Origin of the sequence: Streptomyces sp., from assembly GCF_031178505.1 — a bacterium.
Taxonomy (GTDB): Bacteria; Actinomycetota; Actinomycetes; order Streptomycetales; family Streptomycetaceae; genus Streptomyces; species Streptomyces gulbargensis.
This window is the reverse complement of record NZ_JAPSIW010000623.1, coordinates 1-4217: the sequence shown is the minus strand read 5'-3', so window position 1 is coordinate 4217 and position 4217 is coordinate 1. Positions and strand designations below refer to the sequence as shown.

The 4217-nt window shown below is 76.8% G+C and carries 5 protein-coding genes; 2 read left to right on the top strand and 3 right to left on the bottom strand.

What is annotated here, in order from left to right:
• Window positions 1-436 (top strand): amidohydrolase family protein (locus RIF68_RS29180; RefSeq protein ID WP_309054282.1); only part of this gene is annotated, 436 nt, incomplete at its 5' end.
• A gap of 125 nt (window positions 437-561) precedes the next feature.
• Here the strand turns inward: RIF68_RS29180 and RIF68_RS29175 are convergent.
• Window positions 562-1500, bottom strand: a complete 939-nt coding sequence (locus RIF68_RS29175) for a LysR family transcriptional regulator (RefSeq protein WP_309054281.1) — start codon at window positions 1498-1500, stop codon at window positions 562-564.
• A 239-nt stretch (window positions 1501-1739) separates the two neighbouring features.
• Between RIF68_RS29175 and RIF68_RS29170 the strand changes: the two genes are divergently transcribed.
• Window positions 1740-2795 (top strand): TDT family transporter, encoded by a 1056-nt coding sequence (locus RIF68_RS29170; RefSeq protein ID WP_375165092.1) that lies wholly within the window; start codon window positions 1740-1742, stop codon window positions 2793-2795.
• Here the strand turns inward: RIF68_RS29170 and RIF68_RS29165 are convergent.
• Both RIF68_RS29165 and RIF68_RS29160 read right to left on the bottom strand, forming a co-directional pair.
• Window positions 2722-3438, bottom strand: a complete 717-nt coding sequence (locus RIF68_RS29165; RefSeq protein WP_309054279.1) for a helical backbone metal receptor — start codon at window positions 3436-3438, stop codon at window positions 2722-2724. The genes RIF68_RS29170 and RIF68_RS29165 overlap by 74 nt on opposite strands.
• A gap of 109 nt (window positions 3439-3547) precedes the next feature.
• A complete protein-coding gene (locus tag RIF68_RS29160) occupies window positions 3548-4099 on the bottom strand; it encodes an XRE family transcriptional regulator (protein ID WP_309054278.1) in 552 nt (183 codons plus the stop codon).
• Window positions 4100-4217 lie beyond the last annotated feature (118 nt).

Sequence of the window (4217 nt, the reverse complement as noted above, 5' to 3'; positions counted from 1 at the left end):
CACCCGAGCCGACCACACCGACAACTGGTCGCGCCGCCTCGGGGAGGAGCGGGCCTCGCGCGCCTGGCGCTGCCGGGACCTGTGGGACTCGGGGGCGACGGTGGTGCTGGGTTCGGACTGGCCGATCGCGCCGTTCCCGCCGCTCGGCGTGATGGCCGGGGCCCAACACCGCCGCCCCAGGCGCGACCTCGGCCTGCCGCCGCACGGACCCGAGCAGGCACTGACGGCGCTGGAGGCGCTGCGGGGCATGACCACGGCCCCCGCCTACGCGGCGGGCGAGGAGCACGAGGCGGGCCGTCTCGCCCTCGGCCACCGCGCCGACCTGACGGTCCTCGCGGACGACCCGCTGACGGTCCCGGCGACCGAACTGCCGGACGTCCCGGTTCTCCTGACGGTCCTCAACGGCCGGATCACGCACCGGGCCGCCACGGTCTGAGGGACGCGGGACCGGAGCCGCGCGGCGGCGGGGCCGCGGCCCCGGGAAGGGACCGGAGCCGCGCGACGACGAGAGGCCTGCCGTCCGAGCGGCGGGGACACCGGCGGGCGCGCGGTTCTCTCCCCTCAGCCGCGCGGGCGGGCCCTCGTCAGGGAGAGCAGGTCGCGGGCCGGCCCCGTGGGGCGGTGGCCGGTGGGCCAGACGGCGCGGAGGTCGCGGCGGAGGAGGACGTCCCGGACCGGGATGGCGACGAGGCGGCGGGAGGAGAGTTCCTCCGCGACGGCGAGTTCGCTGAGTACGGCGGGGCCGGCGCCACTCACGGCGGCGGCCTTGACCGCGGTCGTGGAGGCGAGTTCGAGGAGCGGCTCCGCGAGGCCACCGTGGGCGGCGAGGGCCGCGTCCAGGACCTGGCGGGTGCCGGAGCCGCGCTCCCGGAGCACCAGCGGGGTCGCCGCCAGTTCGGCCGGGTCCAGCGGCCGGCGGCGGCGGGCCCAGGGGTGGCCGGGCGCGGCGACCACGGCGAGCCGGTCGTGGGCGACGACGGCCCCGTCGAGCCCGTCCGGCACCGCGAGGCCCTCCACGAAGCCGAGGTCCGCCTCACCGGCGAGGAGCCGTTCGGCGACCGCCGCCGAGTTCCCGGCCTGGAGCGAGACAGCCGTGCCCGGCCGCTCGGCGCGCAGCGCGATCAGCCAACCCGGCATCAGGTACTCGGCGATGGTCATGGAGGCGACGACCCGCAGCCGCGAGTCGCGGCGGGTCCGCAGGGCCTGCGCGCCCGCGTCGAAGGCCTCCGCGGCCTCCACGATCCGGCGGGCCCAGTCCGTGACCAGGGCGCCCGCGTCGGTGAGGCGCGACCCGCGCGGCGAACGGTCGACCAGCGCCACGCCGAGCTGCCGTTCCATCGAACGGATGCGGCTGCTGGCCGCGGGCTGGGTGATGCCGACCTCCCGTGCGGCGGCCCCGAGGCTGCCGTGCCGGGCGACCGCCAGGAGGAGTTCGAGCGCGCCGAGATCGGGGACCCGGTGGGACAGGGGGTGCGGCATCCGGCCCGGCTCACTGCTCATAAAGCCAGCTTATGGCCTCATAGGCGGGACGTCCCTGGTGGGGGCGGGTCCGGCGGGAAAGAGTCAGGACCATGGCAAGCCACGCACCTTTCCGCCCGGAGACCCGCGCACCCGCGCCCGACGCCGACCGGGGCCCGGGCCCCGGAACCGCCCGCACGGTGTCCGTCCCGCCCCCGGTGCCCTCCCCTCGTACCGTCCGGTCCGTGCGGCACCTCGGCCCCCAGTGGTACGCCTCCGTCATGGGCACCGCCGTCGTCGCCACCGCGGGCGCCGCGCTCCCCCTCCCGACACCCGGACTCCGTCCCGCCGCCACCCTCGTCTGGGCCCTGTCCCTGGTGATGCTGACCGTCCTGGTCACCGCCCGGGCCGTCCACTGGGCGCGCCACCGCGACCAGGCTCGCGCCCACCTCCTGGACCCTGCGACGGCCCCGTTCCACGGCTGTGCGGCGATGGCGCTGCTGTCGGTCGGAGGCGGGGCCCTGAGCGTCGGACGGGACTGGATCGGACTGCCGGCCGCCGTCGCCCTGGACACGGTCCTGTTCTGCGCCGGCACGCTGCTCGGGCTGGTGACGGCGGTGGCCGTGCCGTACCTGATGGTGGTGCGCCACCGGATCGAGGACGCCACCCCGGCGTGGCTGCTGCCGGTCGTCCCGCCGATGGTCTCGGCGGCGCAGGGGCCGCTCCTCCTCCCCCACCTGCCGGCCGGGGAGGCCCGGGAGACCCTGCTCCTGGGCTGCTACGCGCTGTTCGGCGTGAGCCTGTTCGCCACGCTGCTCGTCCTGCCACTCGTCTTCGGGCGGCTCGTGACGGGTGGCCCGCTGCCGTTGCCGCTCACGCCGTCCCTGTTCCTGGTGCTCGGCCCGCTGGGGCAGTCGGTCACCGCGGCCGGCCACTTCGCCGACACCGCCGGGGGCGTGCTGCCCGCCTCGTACGCGCACGGCTTCACCGCCTTCGCCGTGCTCCACGGCGTGCCGGTCATGGGCTTCGCCCTGCTGTGGCTGGCGCTCGCCGGCGCGCTGGTGCTGCGGGCCTGGCGGCGCGGCATGGGGTTCGCGCTGTCCTGGTGGGCGTTCACCTTCCCCGTCGGGACCTGTGTGACCGGCGCGGAGGCGCTGGCCCGCCACACCGGTCTCGCCGGGTTCCGGTGGGTGGCGGCCGGGCTGTACGCGCTCCTCGTCGCGGCCTGGCTGGTGGCGGCGGTCCGCACCGCCCGAGGCCTGGTCAGCGGTGTGCTGCTCGCAGGGCCCGGGACAGCGCCCGGGGCGCTTCGGCCAGGGACGGCCCGTACCAGGTGAGCATCCGGCCGTCGACCAGCGCGGCGGCCGTGCCGGGGAACGCCTCGGGGCCGTCCTCGCGGGTGAAGCGGTACGGCTCGTCGGGCAGGACGACCAGGTCGGGCGCGGCGGCGCGCAGCTCGTCGAGGGGGACGCGCGGGTAGCGCTCGGGATGGTCCCCGTAGAGGTTGCGGACGCCGAGGCGGGCCAGCAGGTCCCCGGCGAAGGTCGCGCGGCCCAGGACCATCCAGGGGCGGCGCCAGATGGGGACGACGGCGGTGCGCGGGCCGTCCGGCGTCACGGCCCGCCAGGCGGACTCCGCCTCGTCCAGCCAGCGGGGCCGGGTCCGGGTGCCGCAGGCCGCCAGGACGCGGTCCAGTTCCCGCAGCCCCTGGTCGAGGGTGCGGATCTCGGTGACGAGGACGGGCAGCCCGGCGGCGCGCAGGGCGTCCAGGTCCGGGGCGCGGTTCTCCTCCTCGTTGGCGAGGACCAGGTCCGGGGCGAGGGCGGTGACCGCCGCGACGTCGGGGTTCTTGGTGCCGCCGATCCGTACGACGTCGAGGCCGGCGGGGCGGACGCACCAGTCCGTCGCGCCGACGAGGACGCCGGGGGCGGAGACCGCCACGGCCTCGGTGAGCGACGGGACGAGGGAGACGACCCTCATGCCGCACGGTCCGGGGCCGCCGGCCTCCCGTGCGGAACCACCGGGCGCACGTCCGGGACCACCGCACCCGCGTAGACGGCCCGGCGGCTCACGTCCCTGGCCCGGGCGCTCACGTCTCCTCCGCCTCCACGTGGTCGGCGACGGCCACGACCAGGAGCCGGGTACCGGGTTCCGTGGCGCGCCAGCGATGGCGTACCCCGCCGGAGAGGTAGAGGGTGTCTCCCCGGCCGAGCCGGTGGGCGCGCCCCTCCGCCTCGATCTCGACGGCGCCGTCCGCCACGTACAGCAACTCGTCGTTGCGGTGCTGGAACTCGCGGCCGGCGTCCTGCTCTCCGGTGAACTCCATGGCGTGCAGCTGGTGGCGTCCCCGGACGAGCGGCCGGACGCCTTCGGGCAGGCCCGGTGCGTGCTCGCCGGCGCGGACGACGTCGACGGTACGGGTGGCCTCGGCGGCGGCGATGAGCTCGCCGGCCGTGGTCTCCAGGGCCTCGGCGAGGAGATCGAGGGAGCGGCGGCTCGGCCGGGCGCGCTCGTTCTCGACCTGGCTGAGGAAGGGGACGGACAGGCCGCTGCGGGAAGCGACGACGGCCAGGGTGAGCTGGAGCGTGCGGCGGCGCCTCTTGACGGCCGCGCCCACGCGGGTCGGCTCCTTCTCGTCCATGTCGGCTCCCTCCCTCGTCCTCGTGTGTACCGGCCGGTTACCTGCACCTTACGCAGCTTTGGGGCGGGGTTTCGCGTCGTGGCGAAAAGGGGCGGTCGCCGAACACGTTCGGCGACCG

Bases quoted from the DNA above. Each gene is read 5' to 3' on its own strand.
- RIF68_RS29175 (WP_309054281.1), bottom strand. From the start codon at position 1,500: ATGAGCAGTGAGCCGGGCCGGATGCCGCACCCCCTGTCCCACCGGGTC.
- RIF68_RS29170 (WP_375165092.1), top strand. From the start codon at position 1,740: ATGGGCACCGCCGTCGTCGCCACCGCGGGCGCCGCGCTCCCCCTCCCG.
- RIF68_RS29165 (WP_309054279.1), bottom strand. From the start codon at position 3,438: ATGAGGGTCGTCTCCCTCGTCCCGTCGCTCACCGAGGCCGTGGCGGTC.
- RIF68_RS29160 (WP_309054278.1), bottom strand. From the start codon at position 4,099: ATGGACGAGAAGGAGCCGACCCGCGTGGGCGCGGCCGTCAAGAGGCGC.